The sequence below is a fragment of the Gordonia polyisoprenivorans NBRC 16320 = JCM 10675 genome, from assembly GCF_000241325.1.
GTDB classification, from domain to species: Bacteria; Actinomycetota; Actinomycetes; order Mycobacteriales; family Mycobacteriaceae; genus Gordonia; species Gordonia polyisoprenivorans.
The window spans coordinates 1-16,943 of record NZ_BAEI01000060.1 but is presented as its reverse complement, the minus strand read 5'-3'; the positions used below and the strand labels follow the sequence as shown (position 1 = coordinate 16,943).

The window sequence follows — 16,943 nt, the reverse complement described above, 5'->3', positions numbered from 1 at the left end:
TCCTCTCACGCCTGGCGGATGTGGCCGTCGCCCCAGACGACCCACTTGGTGGAGGTCAGTTCGGGCAGACCCATCGGACCGCGCGCGTGCAGTTTCTGCGTCGAGATGCCGAGCTCGGCACCGAATCCGAACTGCTCACCGTCGGTGAATGCGGTGGAGGCGTTGACCATCACCGCGGCGGCGTCGACCCGGTCGGTGAACTCCTGGGCCGCGGCCAGATCGGTGGTGATGATGGCCTCGGTGTGTCCGGTGCCGTAGGTGTCGATGTGGGCGACGGCGGCGTCGAGATCGTCGACGATCTTCATCGCGATGTCGAGTGAGAGGTACTCGTCGGCCCAGTCGGCGTCACTGGCGGGTTCCATGTCGGCCTCGTCGCCGTGGATGACGACTCCCTGCGACCGGAGGGCCTGGCTGATCTTGGGCATCGCCTCGGCGGCGATCGCCTTGTCGATGAGCACCGTCTCGGCGGCGTTGCACACGCTGGGCCGCCGCGTCTTGGCGTTGAGGACGATGCGGGTGGCGACGTCGACGTCGGCGAGCGCGTGCACGTAGACGTGGCAGTTGCCGGTGCCGGTCTCGATGGTCGGCACGGTGGCGTTGGCGACGACGGCGTTGATCAGCCCGGCTCCGCCGCGCGGGATGACCACGTCGACCAGTCCCCGCGCCCGGATGAGGGCCGTCACGCTGGCCCGGTCCTCACTGGGCAGCAATGCGACCGCATCCGCGGTGACGCCGTTGGCGCGCAGGGTGTCCCGCAGGACCCGCACCAATTCGGCGTTCGACGCCGCCGCCGACGACGAGCCGCGCAACAGCACGGCGTTGCCGGATTTGAAGGCGATTCCGAAGGCATCGACGGTGACGTTGGGCCGCGCCTCGTAGACGATGCCGACCACCCCGAGCGGGACACGTTCCTGACGCAGTCGCAGTCCATTGGGCAGTGTCTTGCCCGCGACGACCTCCCCGATCGGATCGGGCAGTGCGGCGACCTGGCGCAGACCTGCGGCGATTCCGGCCACCCGCTCGGGTGTCAGCCTCAGCCGGTCGAGCAGGCTGCCCTCGATCCCCGATTCCTCGGCGCGGGCGAGATCCTCGGCGTTGGCGGCGATGATCGACTCGGTCGCGGCCTCGATCTGCTCGGCGGCTGCGATGAGCACCTCGTTCTTGGCGGCGGTGGTCAGCCGGCCCAGAGCGCGGGATGCGCTCTTGGCGGCCGTGGCCAGATCGGTGACGGTCTGCTCGACACCGCTGTCGGTGGGGCTGACGGCGGGTGCGCTCATGGATTCTCCCGGTGCTGTGCGGCGGTGCGTGTTCGGTGATGTCTCCTGGTCGGCACGCCTCCTGGTCGGCTATGACGACCAGCAGAGGCCGACCACCAGAGTACGTGCGGCCACCGACGGCTCCCCACGTCGGGCCCACCCGCCGACGATGCCTCAGCGCTGCACGGTCATCACCCGGCTGTGCCAGCCCGTCGCGCCGTCGGGAATGGGTGGCACGCGTGTGTCGGGCTGGGTGGCACCGGTGGCGTCGGTGGCCCGGCAGTAGAGCGTGTGCTGGCCCGGTTGCGCGTCCCAGGTCCAGGTCCATTGCCGCCAGGTGTCGATGGAGTACTCCGGTGCGAGTGTCGCCTCCTGCCACGGCCCGTCGTCGACACGGACCTGCACCGAACGCACGCCGCGATGTTGGGCCCAGGCGGTTCCCGCGACCACCACGGGCCCCACCGGCAGCGAGGCGAAGGGCGCGGGCCGATCGATGCGCGACGCCGTCTTGATCGGCGCCTTCTCGCCCCAACCACGCTTGGTCCAATACGACTGCGCTCGGTCGAATCGCGTGATCTCCCAGTCGATCACCCATTTGCAGGCCGAGACGAAGCCGTACAGTCCGGGGATCACCTGGCGTACCGGGTAGCCGTGCTCGAGCGGTAGGGGCGCCCCGTTCATCCCGATCACCAGCATCGCGTCGCGGCCATCGGTGATCGCCGACAACGGCGTACCCGAGGTCCACCCGTCGACGCTCGTCGACAACAACATGTCCGCGTCGGCCTCGGCACCGACCCGGGCGAGGATCTCGGCCATCGGGTAGCCGAGCCATCGGGCGTTGCCCGCGAGGTCGCCGCCCACCTCGTTGGACACGCATGTCAGCGTCACCACGCGTTCCCGCGCGGGCATCGCCATCAGATCCTCCCAGTCGAGGGTGAGTTCACGGGCCACCATGCCGTGGATGCGCAATCGCCACTGCCGGGTGGTGAGTTGCGGAACCGCTAGTGCGGTGTCGATGCGGTAGAAGTCGGCCGCGGACGTCAGGAACGGGGTGGCACCGGGGACTTGCAGGTTCATCGAGGCAGCGATGGGCGGTGCGGCCTCACGAACCGCGGGCAGGCGAAGTCCCATGCGTTCGGCGACGGCGCCCCCGGTCGCGGCGATCCGGCGGGCGGCATAGCCGGATACCGCGATCAGGACGGCGACCCCACCGGAGACCGCGACGAAGCGACGGCGCGACCACCCGACGGTGGCGACAGGTCGGGCGTCGTCGGGGTCCGGGTGTTCGGGTCCGGGCTGCCCAGGTTCGGTGTGCTCGGGCTGGCCACGGGTACCGATGGCACGCCGACACAGGACGACGAGCACGACAATGCCGATCACGCCTGCGCACAGCGACGGCACCGCGTAGAGCGCGGTGCCGGTCGGTCGGGTCACCGCACAGACGGCACCCACGACACCGAAGGCGCCGATCACCGCCGCACCCATCGGGGGTCTGATGACCTGCAGGACTCCGGCGATCGCAGCGAGGACGACGACGGCCACCGAGATTCCGCTCAGCAACGCGGTCTTGTCGGAGGTGCCGAAGGTGGTGATGGCCCACTCACGGATCGCCGACGGCGTGTGGTCGATCAGTTGCGCACCGACCACACCCACCGGCGATGCGGGCGCGACGGCCAGGGCCGCGATGAGTTCTCCGGCGACAAGACCCACCCCCACCGACAGCACCCCCACCGTCATCGCCCGTAGGTATCGTCCTGCGGTTCGACGCATTGATCGACCTCTCGCCGTGGTGACATGCCGACCGATCAGCCGGCTGCCTCGTCAAGGGTTCGCACGGTGTCACCCAGCGGATGGGTCCGTGCCTCAACGGATCTCCAACGCCTCCGCGCCGCACGCACCGCGGGACGCGCCGGAAAGTTTTCTCGGTGCGCGACCCATCCGTGGCGCCGGGGGAAGCGAATGACTGTGTGAGCACGCCCACTCGGGCAGGCTCATTCCGTCCACAGTGAGGAAGAACATGCGAACCACCGCAGCAACCCGAATCACCCTGGCCGCATCGGGTTTCGTACTCGCAGCCGGCCTGGTGACCGGATGTTCCAGTAGTGACGACTCCGGCTCGTCGACGTCGACCGCGACGAGCAGCATGTCCGGGATGAGCGGCATGACCAGCATGAGCGAAAGCGCCGCCCCGGCGGCGGATCTCGTCGGAAGCGGTTGCGCCGCATACGCACAGGCCAACCCCAGTGGTCCGGCCTCGGTGAACGGGATGGCCATGGCACCGGTGGCTACCGCAGCGGCAGCCAACCCCGAACTCAAGACACTGACGCAGGCCATCTCCGGCAAGCTCAATCCACAGGTCAACCTGGTGGACACGCTGAACAACGGGCAGTACACCGTCTTCGCGCCGACCGACGCCGCCTTCGCCAAGCTCCCCGCCGCGACCGTCGATCAGCTCAAGACCGACTCGGCGATGCTGACCAAGATCCTCACCTATCACGTTGTGTCCGGCCAGATTCCGCCCGCCGACATCGACGGCCAGCACAAGTCGCTGGAAGGTGGCACGGTGACGGTCACCGGGTCCGGCAACGACATCAAGGTCAACGACAACACCTCGGTCGTCTGCGGTGGCATCAAGACCGCCAATGCGACGGTCTACCTTGTCGATTCGGTGCTGATGCCCCCGAGCTGACGCCGCTTCGGCATCGAAACCACTGACTCCCAACAGGATCGGTCCTCAACAGGAATCGAGTACGTCGGTGAGCACCTGCCGGCTGGCCGCATCGACGGCCAGCCGGTAGGTGTCGGCGACCGCGACGAACTGAATTGAATACCGGCAGTGGAACGCACGCAGCGGCGGCATCCACACGGCCGGCTCTCCGTCACTCTTGGCCTGATTCGATGCGGCATCGACCGCAACCAGATTGGCGGGGTCATTGGCGAACTCGACGCGACGCTGCGCCGGCCACGACCATGCACCCAGATCCCACGACAGTGACAGCGGCACAATGTGATCGATCTGCACGCCGATCGCGGACCGGTCCCGGCGAAAGACGACGGTCGCACCGGTGTACGGGCTACGGAACTCGCCGGTCAGCACGGCCGTCAGGCAACTGCGTACCGACCCGACGGTGACATCCGACAGATCACGCATCAGGATGTCGTTTCGGGTGTCGCAACCGTTGTGTCCGCCGGTGACCGAGACCGCGTCGGTCCATGCCACACCGAACGCCGACCGTTGATAGTCGTCACGATCGGGTCGGTGAGGTACCACAGTCATCCGGCTCAGCGACTGCAGCGCGCGGCGGGCATCGGCGTGCAGGGCCGCATCGGGCGCCGGTCCGTCGAGATGGACGGTCACCGCGACGGTCACTGCCGTGGCCACCACCGCCAGAAGCAACACCCACCGCCGCCGCGGCCAGGTGATCCCTGCGGGCGCGACGAGCCGACCGAGACCGGCTCGGCCGCTACGACTTCTCCAGGTATGCGATCTTGTCCGGTACCAGGATCGCGTCCACCAGAGCACCCATCGTAGGGTGGTCGGCCAGTGTCCGGTCCGCAGCGACGATGTCCTGCGCGAGATCCCGCGCGTCGGCGATGATCTCGGCGTCGTCGAGCAGCGACAGGAAGTGCAGTGACGTCTTGCCGCCGGACTGCAGCGAACCGAGGACATCACCCTCCCTTCGCTGTTGGAGATCGATCTGGGCGAGCTCGAATCCATCATTGGACGCAGCGACCGCCTCGAGTCGTTCCATCGACTTCGAACCCGGTGACACCCTGGTCATCAACAGACACAAGCCGGGTAGTCCGCCGCGGCCCACACGTCCGCGCAACTGATGGAGCTGACTGACGCCGAACCGGTCGGCGTCGACGATCACCATCGTCGTCGCATTCTTCACGTCGACACCGACCTCGATGACCGTCGTCGACACCAGGATGTCGATCTCGCCGCGGCCGAACGCATCCATCGTCTCGGCCTTCTCGTCTGCCGGCATGCGCCCGTGCAACATCGCGATCCGGTGTTTGCCGAGCGGTCCCGCGAGCAGTTCGTGGAACTGGTCGATCACCGCGACGGTTTCCTCCTCGGGCCCGTCACCATCGGCGTCGGCACCTCGTGCGGGCGTGCGGCCCTTGCGCACTGTCGCTTTTTTCGGCGCTGCCTTCTTCGGCGCCGGCGAGTCGGGATCGTCCCCGATGCGTGAGCACACCACGTAGACCTGACGGTGCGCGGCAACCTCCTCGTCGACGCGCTCCCAGGCCCGATCGACCCACCGTTGCTTACCCATGGGCACGACGTTGGTGGTGATCGGCTGGCGACCGGCGGGCAGTTCGGTCAGCACCGAGGTGTCGAGATCACCGAATGCGGTCATCGCAACGGTGCGCGGGATCGGCGTTGCCGTCATGACCAACACGTGCGGTGCGATGCCGTCGCGGCCACGTCCGCGGAGGGTGTCGCGCTGCTCGACACCGAACCGGTGTTGCTCGTCGACGACGAACATGCCCAGATCGAAGAAGCTGACGTTCTCCTCGAGCAGGGCATGGGTGCCGATCACGATGCCGGCCTGCCCGGTGACGACGTCGAGGAGGGTCTCGCGTTTGTCCTTGGTCTTCATCGATCCGGTCACCAGGGCGAGCTGGGTGGCACCGTCGGCGGCGCCGAGCCGGCCGGCCGAGGCCAGGTCACCCAGCATCGTCGAGATCGTTCGATAGTGCTGCGCGGCAAGCACTTCGGTGGGCGCCAGCAGTGCGCACTGGTGGCCGTTGTCGACGATGCGCAGCATCGCGAGCAACGCCACCAATGTCTTGCCCGAGCCGACTTCGCCCTGCAGGAGCCGGCTCATCGGCTCGTCGCGACCGAGGTCGGTACCGATCTCCTCGGCGACGGCCTGCTGTCCGGTCGTCAGAGTGAACGGCAGCCGGGCGAGCAGTTGGTCTTCGAGGCCGCCCGGTACGTGCGGGCAGACCGGTGCGGTGTCGGTGCGCCCGGCGAGTCGCCGCTGCGCGAGGACCAGCTGGATCGCCAGTGCCTCATCGAATTTCATACGTTCACGCGCGGGACCGATCTCGCCGTCGGACTCCGGGAGGTGGACCGAGCGGACCGCGTTGTCGATGCGGATGAGGGACCGTTCCCGACGCTGCGCGTCGTCGAGGGCATCGGGCAGGGGCCCGACGAGGTCGAGGACACGACGCGCGGCGCTCCAGATCTCCCACGACTGGCAGGTACTCGTCGCCGGATACATCGGGATGATCGACCGATCGAAGAGTGCGAGCAGCGGATTGGGTGCCGAGGGATCGGATTCGCTTGCGGCGCGCTCGATCTCGTACATCTCCATCATCATCGGGCTGCCGACGACCTTCTCCAGGTCCTCACCGGTTTCGGGCAGCACCAGCCACTGCGGATGGGTCAGCTGCGGCTGACTCCGGAAGAACTTCACCGTGCCGGCCAGCATCACTTTCCGCCCGGTGGTGAGCACGCGCGCGACGCTGTAGGGATTGAAGAAACTCACCTCGAAGGTTCGTTTCTCGTCCATGACCGACAGCCGGAGGATCTTTCCCGGGCGCGACTTCATGGACGTCATGTTCGCCTTGGTGACCCGCCCGACGATGGTGACCCATTCGCCCTCCTCGAGTTCCTCCGACGCCGATGGCTGGCCACGCCGCACGTAGCGGCGCGGCGGATACCGGAGCAGTTCGCCGACGGTCGAGATCCCGATGGTCGCCAGACCCGCGGCCGTCTTCGGGCCGAGGACACCGGCCAATTCGCCGGACAGCGTGACCGTCCCGGGGGTCATCGACGGAACCGTGACGGCGTCGTCCGCCGCCGGGGTACGTCCGGACCGACCGGTCGAGGTGCGCCTGGCCGCCACTACTCGATCCCGACCTGGATCAGGTCGTCGCCCTGACCGGTGGCGTACACGCTCAACTCGATGCCCGCATAGTTGCGCCGCACATGTTCGGCCAGCGCGTCCAGCGCGGCATCGTCGACCTCGGAACCGGCGAGCACCGTCACCATCTCGCCACCTGTGGCCAACATGAGGTCGAGAAGTGCGGTCGCGGCCTCGGTCTGATCCGGGGCGATCACCAGCACGTCCGAACCGATGAGTCCGAGGATGTCGCCGACCTCGCAGGTGCCGGCCAGGGTCATCATGCGGCCCTCGGCGCGGCGCAGGGATCCCCATCGGGCGCCGGCGGCCGCCTCGGCCATCGCGTAGGCGTCGGCGTCGGCGGACTCCCCCGGGTCGTGTACGGCCAGCGCGGCCAGGCACTGGGCCATCGACAGGGTCGGCAACGACACCACCGACCGCTGCTGTGATCGGACGTCGGCGGCGACGGACACGAGATCCTGGCTGGTCATCGCGCCGTTGGCCATGACGATGACGTGCGCGGCGTCGGTGTCGCGGATCGCCTGCGCCAGCGCGTCGGTGCTCACCCCGTCGTCGGCGCGCACCACCGCGGCGCCCGCGTCGGCGAACAGGGCGGCGGCTCCCTGCCCCTTGACCACGGCGACGATGGCCCGCTTGTATCGGGGCGGCGGTTCGGCCGAGTCGACCTGCGACCGGATGGCGTCGAGGGCGAAACAGCTGATCCGGATGTCCGACATCTGCCCTGCGGCCAGCCCTGCCTGTACCGCCTTGCCCGGTTCGCACGTGTGGACGTGCACCGAGAACCGCTCGCCGTCGCCGCTGGAGCTGTCGCCGACGATGACGACGGCGTCGCCGATCCGGTCGAGTTCGTCGCGCAGGGCACCGATGTGTTCGCCCGCGGCGCCGTCGAGCAGGTACATCACCTCGAAATCCATCTCCGAGGACCCCGAGCACGTCGCATCATCGGGATGGCCCGGTCGTCCGCCGCCCATCAGCGAACCCCGGTAGCGCCGACGCCGCGCCGATACCCCGGTGATCACCGCGACCAGCGAATCGAGCAACACCAGGAAGCCGCGCGCACCTGCATCGACCACACCGGCAGAGGCGAGCTCGGGCAGTTGATCGGTGGTCCGGTCGAGGGCTTCGGCGGCGCGGTCGGCCACGGCACGCACCAGATCGCCCGGCAGGTCGTCGGCATGGGCGGCCGCGGTCGTCGCCGCCACGGAGATGACGGTCAGGACCGTGCCCTCGCGCGGCTCACTGACCGCGCGGCGGGCGGCGAGCCCGGCCAGACGCAGGCCTGCGCTCGCGAGATAGGACAGCGACAACTCCCCGGGGGCCGCGACCTCGACGGCGTCGGCCACCCCGACGAGAACCTGCGAGAGGATGATCCCGGAATTGCCCCGCGCGGCGGCCACCGCGGCGTCGGCGAGTGTGCGGGCCACCGCGGCGATGTCGGCATCGTGGGGCAGTGCCGCGGCGGCATCGGCGGCGGCGCGCATCGTGTAGGCCATGTTGCTGCCGGTGTCGGAATCGGGGATCGGGAACACGTTGAGGTCGTTGATCTCTCCGCGCGCCGCCTCGAGCCCGTCGGCGCTCGCCGCAGCCCAGTCACGCAGCAGCGCCGGGCTCATCGTCTGTGTCGTACCCCCGTGTGTCGTACCCCCGTGTGTCGCAGCCCCCTCGCTGCCCACACCATCGGTCATGCCACCATCGAATGCCGCCACGACCACCTCCCACCGACAACGCGCTTCCTCGACCCGCGAGAGCACCGAATCACCGCCGCTGCCGGCGTCGCCGACAACTGTGGTCGAGGTTACTCGCGAGGACCGACGGTGTCGGATCGGACTCCGCAGGGCTGGGGACTTCCCCGGATCGCCGACATGGGGTTCGGCACGGATTTGGTCGGCGGCCGCCGGGCCCGCTATCCTTGCACGGTTGCCTTGCCGCCAACGTGGCTCCGGTATACGGCGCGCGCTGTCGTCGCGCCCGTTCGGAGCTTGTGACGGCGGGCTGACCGAGAACCACACACCACTCACCCCCGAGGAGTTCGTTATGGCTGCCGTCTGTGACGTCTGCGGCAAGGGTCCGGGCTTCGGCAAGTCCGTTTCGCACTCGCACCGCCGCACCAACCGCCGGTGGAATCCGAATATTCAGTCGGTCCGCGTCGAGGTCGCCCCGGGTAACCGGAAGCGCAAGAACGTCTGCACCTCCTGCCTGAAGGCCGGCAAGACCTCCCTGGTCTGACCGACCCTCGGGTCGTACGACCTGCGACCGTCGGCGAGCAGACCCGACCCACCGAGCGAACGCTCGGGCCGGGGTCGGGTCTTTTTCGTGTCCCGGCTAAGGTGACGGTCATGACTGCCACCCTTGACGCCGCAGGCCGCTCTCCCGTGACCCAGGACGGCGCCATCCTGACCATCGCCGTGTCGAGCCCCTCGGCCGGTAACCCCCTCGACGACACCGCACTGCGCGAGGCCACCGCGGCACTCAACGAGATCTCCCGCGGCGAGCGCGAGGTCGGTGCGATCCTCCTCACCGGTCCCGGCGCCAATTTCTGTGCCGGCGGCAACGTCCGCGCCTTCGCCGACGCGTCGGACCGTCCGGCCTACCTCCGCGAGGTCGCCGACAACTTCCATGCCTTCGTACTCGCACTCGCCGGCGCCGACCGCCCGGTCGTCGCGGCCGTGAAGGGCTGGGCCGCCGGTGCCGGCATGAGCATCGTGCTCCACGCCGACATCGCGATCGGCGGAACCTCGACGGCTCTGCGACCCGCCTACGGCGGAATCGGTCTGACCCCCGACGGCGGCATGTCCTGGACCCTGCCGAGGGCGGTTGGCGCGGCCCGTGCTCGCGAGATCATCCTCACCAACCGCGTGATCCGCGCCGAGGAGGCGCTCTCGATCGGCATCCTGTCCCGGGTCGTCGACGACGACGCGATCGTCACCGAGGCCGAAGCGGTGGCGCAGACCCTCGCCTCCGGTTCGCGCGCTGCGCTCTCGGCGGCCCGACACCTGCTCACCGCGTCGGCGACCACGTCACTGCCGGAACACCTTCTCGCCGAGGCCCGGTCGATCTCCGAGCGCAGTGGTGAGCCCGAGGGGATCGAGGGAGTCGACGCCTTCATCGCCAAGCGAAGCCCGGATTTCGTTGCCGCACGCGACAACTGACATCGCAGCCGAGTTCGGCCCGGACTTCCGCGACGAGCTCGATCGATTGTTCGCCCTGCGGCGTGATGTACGCCGGTTTCGCACCGACCCGATCGATGCGGACCTGTTGGACACGATTCTGCATCGCGCCGAATTGTCTCCGTCGGTGGGCAACTCGCAGCCGTGGCGATGGGTCGAGGTGCGATCACCGCGGTGTCGTGGACAGATCCGGGAGAACTTCGCGCGGTGCAACGCCGACGCCCTCGACGGCTACGACGGCGAACGTGCCCGGCTCTACTCCGGGCTCAAGCTCGCCGGGCTCGACGACGCCCCGGTCCACCTCGCGGTGTTCACCGATCATGAACTGCCCCAAGGGCACGGTCTCGGGCGAGCGACCATGCCGGAGACGCTCGACTATTCGACGGTGGCGGCCGTCACCGCGCTGTGGCTCGCCGCGCGGTCACACGGCGTCGGCCTCGGATGGGTCTCGATCCTCGACGCCGCGGCGGCGCACCGCACTCTCGAGGTGCCCGACACCTGGTCGCTCACCGCCTACCTGTGCCTGGGATACCCCGAAACCACCACGGACGTCCCCGAACTCGAGCGAGTCGGCTGGCAGGAACGTACCGATCCGGGTGCGCGGCGCTTCTCCCGCTGAGTTGCCGGCGTCGGGCAACAGCCTCGACCCCGCCGACAGCGCTCGGATTTCCGCCGACAGCGCTCTCCCCGACGCCGACCGCGCTCGGCACCGACGGCAGCGGGCGCCATCGGCACCCCGGCAGGCGCCGTCGGCGAAATATCGGGCGCCGTCGGCGAAATGAAGGGCGCCGTCGGTGAGGTCTCAGGCGCGGGGGCTCAGGGATTCAGACGCTCAGGACGGCAAGCGCCAGTCGACCGGCTCGCCGCCGAGATCCTCGAGTTCGGCATTGGCGCGACTGAAGGGCCGTGACCCGAAGAACCCGCGACTCGCCGATAACGGTGAGGGGTGCGCCGAGACGATGGCCGGCACGTCGGGCATCCACTGCTGCAGGCCCGCGGCATCACGCCCCCACAGAATGGCCACCAGCGGTTCGTCCCGGTCGACGAGCGCCTTGATGGCACATTCGGTGACCTTCTCCCAACCCTTTCCGCGGTGTGAGGCCGGTTCTCCGGGCGTCACGGTCAGCACGCGGTTGAGCAGCAGGACACCATTGCGGGCCCACGGTGTCAGGTCACCGTTGGCCGGGCGCGGATAGCCGAGGTCCTCGCAGTACTCGGTGTAGATGTTGGCCAGCGACCGCGGAATCGGCGAAACCTCCGGCGCCACCGAGAAACTCAGACCCACCGCGTGCCCCGGTGTGGGATAGGGGTCCTGACCGACGATGAGTACCCGAACATCGTCGAAAGGACTGGTGAAGGCGCGCAACACATTCTGTCCGGCGGGCAGGTAACCGCGCCCGGACTCGTTCTCGGCACGCAGGAACTGCCCCATCTCGGTGATGACGTCGGCCACCGGTTCCAGTGCGTGTGCCCAACCGGGATCGAGGAGTTCGGCAAGTGGCTTGGGCGCCATGATCAGTCGAGCCTCCGTAGCGATGTCCGGTAGTGCTGGGCGTTCTGGAAATACATCTCGACGTTCATCTCGAGATGTCCGGGCGGCACCTCGTATCCCTCACGCAACTTCGCGGGGATGCCGAGCACCATCCGGTGTGCGGGCACCTCGGCATCGAAGGGGACCACCGCGCCGGCACCGACGATCGCACCCGCTCCGACCGTGGAGCCATTGAGCACCACCGACCCCGACGCGATCAGCACATCGTCACCGATGGTCGAGCCCTCGATGTGGGCATTGTGGCCGACGACGCAGCCCGCACCGATGACGGTCGGATGGATCGGCGTGCAATGGATGACGGTGCCGTCCTGGATGTTGGTGCGCCGACCGATGGTGATCGTGCCGTAGTCACCGCGCAGCACTGCGCCGGGCCACACCGAGACGCCGTCGGCCAGTGTCACCGCGCCGATGACGGTCGCATCGGGATGAACGTAGACGTCCTCCCCCAGTTCCGGTTCTCGGTCGTCGAGCGCATAGATCGCCATGGTGGTGATCTAATCACCGCCGGGACTCGTCGCGGTCCGCCACCCCGCAAATGCCCGTGGCGAGCACCGACCGTCGAGCACCGACCGTCGAGCACCGACCGCCGGGTGCCTCACCGATCGAATGCGCGCCACCCGCTGAGCCCGGCGATGTCGGCGCCGTCGATGGTGACGCGGGCCGGTCCCGGTCGCACCTCGCCGATCTCGGTCCACCCGGGCGGTACCGCGCCGGGCGCGAACGACGCCAACAGTTCGTGGTCCTCCCCACCGGTCAGCGCCCAGGTCCGTGCGTCGGCACCCAGCAGGGCGGCGACCTGGTCGACCTCCGCGCATCTGGGCACCGCATCTCCGGTGACGGCCAGCGACACCCCGGAGGAGGCGGCCATCGTGCGGAGTTCTTCGACCAGGCCGTCGGAGATGTCGGTCATGGCGTGGGCCCCCGCGCGTGCGGCGAGGACACCCTGGGAGAGATCCGGCGCCGGCAACAGGAACGCCGAGACCACCGTCGCACGCGGATCGGCGTCGCGCTGCCACCGCGCCATCGGCGCGACACCGGATCGGGAGACCACCGCGAACCCGGCCGCCGCCGATCCCAGCGGACCACTGACCGCCAGCAGATCGCCGGCACGCGCCCCGGACAATGTCACCGGCGCGAGACCGTCGAGGGCGCCGACCGAGGTGATGCTCACCACGATCTCGTCGGCGGCCACGAGATCACCGCCGAGCACCCGCGCCCCGAGGCGGTGCGCGGCATCGACGATGCCGGTGTTCAGATCGGCCAGCCAACCGACCGTGGTCTGCGGCGGACAGGCCAGCGCCACAACCACTCCGGTCGTCCGGCCGCCCATCGCGGCGATGTCGGCGGCACTCTGCACGACGGTACGCGCACCGATCTGTGCGGCACCGGACCATTCGAGCCGAAAGTGGCGGTCCTGCACCGCGGTGTCGGTACTGATGACGGTCGGCCCGACGTCGAAGACCGCCGCGTCGTCACCGGACCCGATCACGATGTCGCTGCCGGACGACGATTCGGGCCGGTGCGCAACCGCTGAGGTGAACATCGCGATGATCGCTCGCTCCCCCACCTCGCCGAGCGTCCCAGACCTGTCTACCGCCGACCTGTCGCCCGCCGACCTGTCGACCTCGTGCCGGCCGACGTCGTGCCGGCCGTGGTCAACACCGTGATCGGGCCGACCACCGAGGGGCTCGGTGCCCACCTCGACTCCCCTCCCTCGCGGTGCCGACTCGCCACCCACGGGGTTGTCAGCGACAATGTGTCCCAGCAGTGTAGTGGTTCGGGCGTTGTGAGCCCGGTCGCCGCGGCACCGCCTGCGGGGTCATCAGCCCGATTCCCGCGACGTGGCAGATGTGGAGAGGATGGCCGTGGTTCAGGCTTACATACTGATCCAGACCGAGGTCGGACGTGCGGCTCTGGCCGCAGCGACCATCGCAGAGATCTCGGGGGTCGCCTCGTCCGAAGAGGTCAGCGGACCGTACGACGTGATCGTCCGGGTGGACGCCGCCGACGCCGCGCATCTGCGCAACGATGTGGTCCCGCAGATCCAGAAGGTCGACGGCATCACCCGAACCCTCACCTGCCCGGTGGTGACCACCGCGCACTGAGACGACTCGGCACGGGCAGCGCGGGGTGCAGGTCCCGGCACGGTTAGGGTGAGGCGTGTGAGTAGCCCCGAAGACTCCGCCGGCGATGGGCGCGACAAATCCGAGCCCACCGAGACGACCACCGGCGAGCCCGATCACGCTCGATACGAGGGCGGCTCGGGGCCGCGATTGAGCCCGGCGCTGATCGCCACGCTCGTCACCATCCCGATCATGGTCATCGTCGGATTCATCACCTATGCGGCACTCAAGTCGTCGGATCAGCAGCAGACCCCGGTCGATTCGTACACGGCGGCCACGTCCGCCGATGCCGGCCGGTGCGCGACGCTGATGGCCGCGCTACCGGAGTCGTTCGAGGGGTTCGGCACCAAACAGGTCGACGGTGACACCGCAACGTGGAAGGGTTCCGACGGCGGCGACCCGGTGACCGTGCGCTGTGGTGTGGACCGACCGAGCGAACTCGCCCCGTCGAGCCGACTGCAGACGGTCAACGGTGTGCAGTGGTTCATCACCGACACGATCGAGAACCGTGGGCAGGCCTATGTGTGTGTCGATCACCGACCCTATGTGGCGCTGTGGGTTCCGGTCAGTGGCGGAAACTCCTCGATCACCGACGTCTCGGCCGCGATCGGTCGCGTATTACCCACCGGGCCTTTGGATTTCGGGTGATCGGCGAGCCGTACCCGGATCAGTCCCGGTAGACCTCGGGCTTGGTGGTACGGCCGAGCAACGACGCGACCGCGTCGGCGACCGACATCCCGGAATGGCACACTCCGTGGACTGCATCGGTCAGCGGCATCGACACCTCGTGACGTTCGGCGAGCGCACGCACCGACGTACACGACTTCACGCCTTCGGCGACCTGCCCGTTGGTGGCGGCCTGCGCCTGTTCCATTGTCGCCCCCTCGCCGAGTCGCGCACCGAAGGTTCGGTTGCGCGACAACGGAGATGAGCACGTCGCCACCAGATCACCGATGCCGGCCAGACCGGCGAGGGTCTCGATGTGCGCGCCGACGGCGACACCGAGCCGGATCGTCTCGGCCAGGCCTCGGGTGATGATGGTTGCCAGGGTGTTCTGTCCGAATCCGACACCGCTGGCCATCCCACATGCCAGGGCGATCACGTTCTTCACCGCGCCACCGATCTCACAACCGACGACGTCGGTGTTGGTGTACGGACGGAAGTAACCGGTGTTGAAGGCGCTCTGCAACGCTTCTGCGCGTTGCTCATCGCGGCAGGCTATCACCGTTGCCGCCGGCTGTCCCTCGGCGATCTCCCGCGCGAGGTTGGGCCCGGTCAGTACCGCGATCCGATCCTCTGACACCTCGCCGACCTCGGCGATCACCTCGCTCATCCGCATCAACGAATGCGTCTCGATCCCCTTGGCCAGCGACACCAGCGTCGCGTCCGAGCCGAGATGCGGCCTCCACGCGGTCAGGTTGTCGCGCAACGACTGCGACGGCACCGCGCACACGACGATGTCGGCCTCGGGCAATACCTCCTCGAGGTCACTGGAGGCACGGAGTTGCTCGGGCAGGGCGATGCCGGTGAGATAGTCGGGGTTGGTGTGCTCGGCGTTGATCGTCTCGGCGAGCTCGGGCCGGCGGGCCCACAACACGGTGTCGGTTCCCGCGTCGACCAGAACCTTCGCCGTCGCGGTCCCCCACGACCCGGCACCCATGACCACCGCGCGCACGTCCACTCCCCTTCACCGATCGATTGTGGCCTTCACCCTAGCCCGCGGCCGATGCCCATCCACCGTGATTGGGGTGTCCGGTGGGCACGCGGTCGGCGCCGACTGCGCCGCGTCGTCCATCATGGGAGCGTGGGAGGCGAGAACAGCAACGATCACGTGCAGACGCCGGCGGTGGCCGCCGTTCTGGTCGTCAAACACCTCCGTGCCGCCAAGACCCGTCTCGCCGCGTCCCGCAACCCACCGAGCACGGCACCCGGACCAGCAGCCCCGGCATCGCCGGTGACACGGATCGGTGAGCACGGCGAGCTGGTGCTCTCGATGCTGCTCGACACCCTGGCGGCGGTGCGGTCGGCGGGACTGGGCCCGATCGTCGTGGTCAGCCCCGACGACGACGTTCTGCGTGCGGTCGCCGCCGCCGGGGCCCTGGCCTTGCCGGAGGTCGCACGCCCGGACTCGTCACTGAATCATGCCTACGCGCAGGGGGCGGAGTGGATACGCGCCCACCGGCGCGACATCCGAGGCGTGCTGATGGTGCAGGCCGATCTCCCGGCCGCAGACGCCGCCAGCATCCGCACCGTACTCGACGAATGCGCCGAGATCCCGTACGCATTGGTCACCGACGCCGGCGGCGACGGGACCGCGCTTCTCCTGCGTCCCGCCGACGATGTTCGACTGCCGCGCTTCGGAATCGGTTCGGCCGCCGCGCATCGCGCCGACGGAGCACTCGAGATCGATCCGGCGCACCGGCGCTGGCCGGATCTGCGCACCGATGTCGACACCGCTGCCGACCTCGAGGCCGCGGTCGCTCTGGGAGTGGGAGCGCACACGCGAGCTGTTCTCGGTCTCGACGGACCGATGACGCGACGTCGGGCGTCGTGGTGGACCCGGGCCGGGCGGTGAGGCTGCGGCTCGCCGGACCGATGCGTCATGATTGAGCGGTGAGCCCCGCAGACGACACCTCGACCCAGCCACTCACCGCGATCCCCGGCGCCCCGCCGGCGGCCACCCTGGCACCAGACGAATCGGCCGATCTGCCAGAGGACCGCTATCTGAATCGCGAACTCAGTTGGCTCGACTTCAATTCGCGTGTGCTCGCACTCGCCGAGGACACGTCGCTGCCGTTGCTCGAGCGCGCGAAGTTCCTCGCGATCTTCGCCTCGAATCTCGACGAGTTCTTCATGGTGCGGGTCGCCGGGCTCAAACGCCGCGACGAGACCGGTTTGTCGGTGCGGTCCGCGGACGGCCTCTCCCCCCGCGAGCAGTTGCTGCGCATCGCCGGGCGCACCCA

16 protein-coding genes and 1 pseudogene are annotated in these 16,943 nt (G+C 68.7%); 8 read left to right on the top strand and 9 right to left on the bottom strand.

The genetic code is table 11. The annotated features are described in order from the left end of the window. Positions 1–5: 5 nt before the first annotated feature. Both GOPIP_RS15255 and GOPIP_RS15250 read right to left on the bottom strand, forming a co-directional pair. Positions 6–1,277 carry a glutamate-5-semialdehyde dehydrogenase gene (locus GOPIP_RS15255; protein ID WP_006370603.1) on the bottom strand — a complete coding sequence of 424 codons (1,272 nt, stop codon included), beginning with the start codon at positions 1,275–1,277 and terminating at the stop codon, positions 6–8. A gap of 153 nt (positions 1,278–1,430) precedes the next feature. Further along, on the bottom strand, positions 1,431–3,026 hold the full coding sequence (locus GOPIP_RS15250; RefSeq protein WP_035728146.1) for a molybdopterin-dependent oxidoreductase: 1,596 nt from the start codon (positions 3,024–3,026) through the stop codon (positions 1,431–1,433). 247 nt (positions 3,027–3,273) lie between these two features. On the opposite strand from GOPIP_RS15250, the gene GOPIP_RS15245 reads away from it, so the two are divergent. Then, complete coding sequence (locus tag GOPIP_RS15245) at positions 3,274–3,945, top strand: fasciclin domain-containing protein (protein ID WP_014360501.1); 672 nt, start codon at positions 3,274–3,276, stop codon at positions 3,943–3,945. Between the two features lie 45 nt (positions 3,946–3,990). Here GOPIP_RS15245 and GOPIP_RS15240 read toward each other — a convergent pair whose 3' ends face one another. From GOPIP_RS15240 to fakA, 3 genes are all read right to left on the bottom strand, one after another. Then, complete coding sequence (locus tag GOPIP_RS15240; RefSeq protein WP_006370599.1) at positions 3,991–4,656, bottom strand: HNH endonuclease family protein; 666 nt, start codon at positions 4,654–4,656, stop codon at positions 3,991–3,993. Between the two features lie 64 nt (positions 4,657–4,720). Then, a complete protein-coding gene (gene recG, locus GOPIP_RS15235; RefSeq protein ID WP_210739540.1) occupies positions 4,721–7,045 on the bottom strand; it encodes an ATP-dependent DNA helicase RecG in 2,325 nt (774 codons plus the stop codon). Between the two features lie 74 nt (positions 7,046–7,119). Beyond that, a complete protein-coding gene (gene fakA / locus GOPIP_RS15230) occupies positions 7,120–8,751 on the bottom strand; it encodes a DAK2 domain-containing protein (protein WP_006370597.1) in 1,632 nt (543 codons plus the stop codon). 421 nt (positions 8,752–9,172) lie between these two features. Here fakA and rpmB point away from each other — a divergent pair, with 421 nt between their 5' ends. The 3 genes from rpmB to bluB all read left to right on the top strand — a co-directional run bounded on the left by rpmB (position 9,173) and on the right by bluB (position 10,924). Beyond that, positions 9,173–9,364 carry a 50S ribosomal protein L28 gene (gene rpmB, locus GOPIP_RS15225; RefSeq protein ID WP_006370596.1) on the top strand — a complete coding sequence of 64 codons (192 nt, stop codon included), beginning with the start codon at positions 9,173–9,175 and terminating at the stop codon, positions 9,362–9,364. Between the two features lie 110 nt (positions 9,365–9,474). Then, positions 9,475–10,287: an enoyl-CoA hydratase/isomerase family protein gene (locus GOPIP_RS15220; protein WP_006370595.1), complete on the top strand. Its 813-nt coding sequence runs from the start codon at positions 9,475–9,477 to the stop codon at positions 10,285–10,287. Continuing rightward, positions 10,268–10,924: a 5,6-dimethylbenzimidazole synthase gene (gene bluB, locus GOPIP_RS15215; protein WP_006370594.1), complete on the top strand. Its 657-nt coding sequence runs from the start codon at positions 10,268–10,270 to the stop codon at positions 10,922–10,924. Before GOPIP_RS15220 ends, bluB begins: the two co-directional genes overlap by 20 nt. Positions 10,925–11,137: 213 nt before the next feature. On the opposite strand, the gene GOPIP_RS15210 is transcribed toward bluB, so the two are convergent. From GOPIP_RS15210 to GOPIP_RS15200, 3 genes are all read right to left on the bottom strand, one after another. Then, on the bottom strand, positions 11,138–11,818 hold the full coding sequence (locus tag GOPIP_RS15210; protein WP_006370593.1) for a uracil-DNA glycosylase: 681 nt from the start codon (positions 11,816–11,818) through the stop codon (positions 11,138–11,140). Between the two features lie 2 nt (positions 11,819–11,820). Further along, positions 11,821–12,342, bottom strand: coding sequence for a gamma carbonic anhydrase family protein (locus GOPIP_RS15205; RefSeq protein ID WP_006370592.1), 522 nt, complete (start codon positions 12,340–12,342; stop codon positions 11,821–11,823). A gap of 110 nt (positions 12,343–12,452) precedes the next feature. Next, on the bottom strand, positions 12,453–13,556 hold the full coding sequence (locus tag GOPIP_RS15200; RefSeq protein WP_035728141.1) for a thiamine-phosphate kinase: 1,104 nt from the start codon (positions 13,554–13,556) through the stop codon (positions 12,453–12,455). Positions 13,557–13,716: 160 nt separating this feature from the next. Between GOPIP_RS15200 and GOPIP_RS15195 the strand changes: the two genes are divergently transcribed. Beyond that, positions 13,717–13,962, top strand: coding sequence for an Lrp/AsnC ligand binding domain-containing protein (locus GOPIP_RS15195; RefSeq protein WP_014360508.1), 246 nt, complete (start codon positions 13,717–13,719; stop codon positions 13,960–13,962). A gap of 57 nt (positions 13,963–14,019) precedes the next feature. Next, positions 14,020–14,628: a DUF3515 domain-containing protein gene (locus GOPIP_RS15190; protein ID WP_006370589.1), complete on the top strand. Its 609-nt coding sequence runs from the start codon at positions 14,020–14,022 to the stop codon at positions 14,626–14,628. Between the two features lie 19 nt (positions 14,629–14,647). On the opposite strand, the gene GOPIP_RS15185 is transcribed toward GOPIP_RS15190, so the two are convergent. Continuing rightward, a complete protein-coding gene (locus GOPIP_RS15185; RefSeq protein ID WP_035728156.1) occupies positions 14,648–15,655 on the bottom strand; it encodes an NAD(P)H-dependent glycerol-3-phosphate dehydrogenase in 1,008 nt (335 codons plus the stop codon). A 129-nt stretch (positions 15,656–15,784) separates the two neighbouring features. On the opposite strand from GOPIP_RS15185, the gene cofC reads away from it, so the two are divergent. Further along, positions 15,785–16,555 carry a 2-phospho-L-lactate guanylyltransferase gene (cofC, locus tag GOPIP_RS15180; RefSeq protein ID WP_035728139.1) on the top strand — a complete coding sequence of 257 codons (771 nt, stop codon included), beginning with the start codon at positions 15,785–15,787 and terminating at the stop codon, positions 16,553–16,555. A gap of 38 nt (positions 16,556–16,593) precedes the next feature. Further along, positions 16,594–16,943, top strand: a pseudogene (locus tag GOPIP_RS15175) (RNA degradosome polyphosphate kinase); the annotation flags it as partial.

Bases quoted from the DNA above. Each gene is read 5' to 3' on its own strand.
- rpmB (WP_006370596.1), top strand. From the start codon at position 9,173: ATGGCTGCCGTCTGTGACGTCTGCGGCAAGGGTCCGGGCTTCGGCAAG.
- fakA (WP_006370597.1), bottom strand. From the start codon at position 8,751: ATGAGCCCGGCGCTGCTGCGTGACTGGGCTGCGGCGAGCGCCGACGGG.
- GOPIP_RS15245 (WP_014360501.1), top strand. From the start codon at position 3,274: ATGCGAACCACCGCAGCAACCCGAATCACCCTGGCCGCATCGGGTTTC.
- GOPIP_RS15250 (WP_035728146.1), bottom strand. From the start codon at position 3,026: ATGCGTCGAACCGCAGGACGATACCTACGGGCGATGACGGTGGGGGTG.
- GOPIP_RS15210 (WP_006370593.1), bottom strand. From the start codon at position 11,818: ATGGCGCCCAAGCCACTTGCCGAACTCCTCGATCCCGGTTGGGCACAC.
- GOPIP_RS15205 (WP_006370592.1), bottom strand. From the start codon at position 12,342: ATGGCGATCTATGCGCTCGACGACCGAGAACCGGAACTGGGGGAGGAC.
- recG (WP_210739540.1), bottom strand. From the start codon at position 7,045: ATGACCCCCGGGACGGTCACGCTGTCCGGCGAATTGGCCGGTGTCCTC.
- GOPIP_RS15220 (WP_006370595.1), top strand. From the start codon at position 9,475: ATGACTGCCACCCTTGACGCCGCAGGCCGCTCTCCCGTGACCCAGGAC.
- GOPIP_RS15195 (WP_014360508.1), top strand. From the start codon at position 13,717: ATGGCCGTGGTTCAGGCTTACATACTGATCCAGACCGAGGTCGGACGT.
- GOPIP_RS15255 (WP_006370603.1), bottom strand. From the start codon at position 1,277: ATGAGCGCACCCGCCGTCAGCCCCACCGACAGCGGTGTCGAGCAGACC.